Source organism: Burkholderia sp. Ac-20344 (assembly GCF_017104975.1).
Taxonomy (GTDB): Bacteria; Pseudomonadota; Gammaproteobacteria; order Burkholderiales; family Burkholderiaceae; genus Burkholderia.
In genome coordinates this window covers 1-2,080 of sequence record NZ_JAAGPP010000333.1, presented here as the reverse complement: position 1 = coordinate 2,080, position 2,080 = coordinate 1, and the positions used below count along the sequence as shown (strand labels likewise).

Sequence of the window (2,080 nt, the reverse complement as noted above, 5' to 3'; positions counted from 1 at the left end):
CCGCAGGCCGCGACGCAGCCGACGCGCGCGCCTGCGCGGCGTGGTCGCCGGCCGATACGATCAGCACGTCGCCATCGGCCGGCACATCGGGCATCGCGACACAGAGCCGCCACGGCGCCGCGGCCCCCGGCCAGTCGCCGAGCCGCGCGCGAATCCGTTCGGCCGCTTCGGCCAGTTCGTCGGCCGGCGGCCAGAATGCATCGGCAAAACGCGCGCTCATGCGCCGCCCCCGTCCTGGTGCCAGAACGGCATCCCGACGACCGGCGTGCTCGCATGCGCGGTCTCGCGCGCGTCCATCGGCCCGGCGAGATAGGCGGCACGGCCGGCCTCGACGCCCTGCGCAAACGCGCGCGCCATGATCTCGGGGTGCGTGGCCTGCGACACGGCGGTGTTCAGCAACACGCCGTCGAAGCCCCACTCCATCACCTGGCACGCGTGCGACGGCACGCCGAGCCCCGCGTCGACGATCAGCGGCACGTCGGGCAGCCGCTCGCGCAGCACGCGCAGGCCGTACGGGTTCACGACGCCCTTGCCCGTGCCGATCGGCGCGCCCCACGGCATCAGCGCCTCGCAGCCGACGTCGAGCAGGCGCCGGCCGATCACCAGATCCTCGGTGCAATACGGCAGCACCTTGAAACCGTCCTTGGCCAGTTGCGCGGCCGCTTCGATCAGGCCGACCGGGTCGGGCTGCAGCGTGTAGTCGTCGCCGATCAGTTCGAGCTTGATCCAGTCGGTACCGAATACCTCGCGCGCCATGTGTGCGGTCGTCACGGCTTCGGCGACGGTCTGGCAGCCGGCCGTGTTCGGCAGCAGCGGCACCGCGTGGCGCTTGAGCAGGTCGAAGAAGCCGGCTTCGGCCGTGCCGCCCGTCATCTGGCGGCGCAGCGCGACCGTTACCATCCCCGGCCGCGACGCGGCGATCGAATCGGACAGCGACTGCAGCGATGGATAGCGCGACGTGCCGATCAGCACGCGGCTTGCGAAGGTTTCGCCGTACAGCGTCAACGCGTCGGCGGAGGTGAGGGACGTCATGTCGTTTTCCTGGAAGAGCGGGGACGAACCGGCGGCGCTCAGCCGCCCGCGACGGGGTGCACGACGTCGAGCTTGTCGCCCGCCGCGAGTGCGCGCGCCGCGTGCTGCGTGCGCGCGACGAAGTTGCCGTTCAGCGCGACCGCGTACGGCGGCCGCGCGCCGTACGCGGCGAGCGCATCGGACACCGTTGCGCCGTCGGGCAACGTCAGGGTCTGTTGGTTGATCTGGATATCCATGGGGCTTCGTCGAATTCGGTCGGCGGCGCGCGTCAGGCCGGCTGGCGCGCGTCGTTGCGATGATGAAGGAGCGTCGGCCAGCGCGCGGCGTCGCGCCACGCGGCGAACGCGTCGGCATCGACGAACGCGCCGCCGAGCGCGGCTTCGGCGACCGCGACCGCCGCGTGCGCGACTTCCGGCGCGATCATGAAGCCGTGCCGGTACAGGCCGTTGACGGCGAGCGTCGATGCGCCGCCCCAGATCACCGCCGGGCGATGATCGGGCAGCGTCGGCCGGCACTGCGCATTGAGTTCCAGGATGCGCGCCTCGCCGAACGCCGGATGCACGGAGAACGCCGCGCTCAGTAGTTCGAGCGCGGAACGCACGCTGACGGGCGACATGTCCTCGCCCTCCACCTCGGTCGCACCGATCACATAGAGATCGTCCTGCTTCGGCGCGATGTACAGCGGATAGCGCGGATGCAGCAGCCGCACGGGCCGGGTGAGCCCGATGCCGGGCGCGTGCACGCGCGCGACTTCGCCGCGGATGCCGCGCAACGCGGGCAGCGCGGGTTTCGCGCCGAGCCCGCGGCAGTCGATCGTGAAATGCGCGGCGGGCAGGTTCGCATCGTCGATCGTGACGTGCCAGTGCAGGTCGACGCCGCGCTCGGCGAGGCCCGCCGCGAGTGCGCGCAGCGCCTGGCGATTGTCGAGCTGGCCTTCGTTCGGCAGCAGCAGGCCGCGCGCGAAGCGGCCCGCGAGCACCGGCTCGGCCGCATCGACCTGCGCGCCGGCGAGCGTCACGAAACCGCTGTCGAACAGGCCGGCCGGCGA

3 protein-coding genes and 1 pseudogene are annotated in these 2,080 nt (G+C 72.1%); all 4 read right to left on the bottom strand.

The window, feature by feature from the left end:
- A pseudogene (locus tag G3N64_RS38925) lies at positions 1–220 on the bottom strand (thiamine phosphate synthase); the annotation flags it as partial.
- Positions 217–1,032, bottom strand: a complete 816-nt coding sequence (locus tag G3N64_RS38920; RefSeq protein WP_205788871.1) for a thiazole synthase — start codon at positions 1,030–1,032, stop codon at positions 217–219. The gene G3N64_RS38920 and the pseudogene G3N64_RS38925, both read right to left, overlap by 4 nt.
- A gap of 38 nt (positions 1,033–1,070) precedes the next feature.
- Positions 1,071–1,268 carry a sulfur carrier protein ThiS gene (gene thiS / locus G3N64_RS38915; protein WP_043191789.1) on the bottom strand — a complete coding sequence of 66 codons (198 nt, stop codon included), beginning with the start codon at positions 1,266–1,268 and terminating at the stop codon, positions 1,071–1,073.
- A gap of 32 nt (positions 1,269–1,300) precedes the next feature.
- A partial coding sequence (locus tag G3N64_RS38910; RefSeq protein WP_205788870.1) for an FAD-dependent oxidoreductase occupies positions 1,301–2,080 on the bottom strand: 780 nt, incomplete at its 5' end.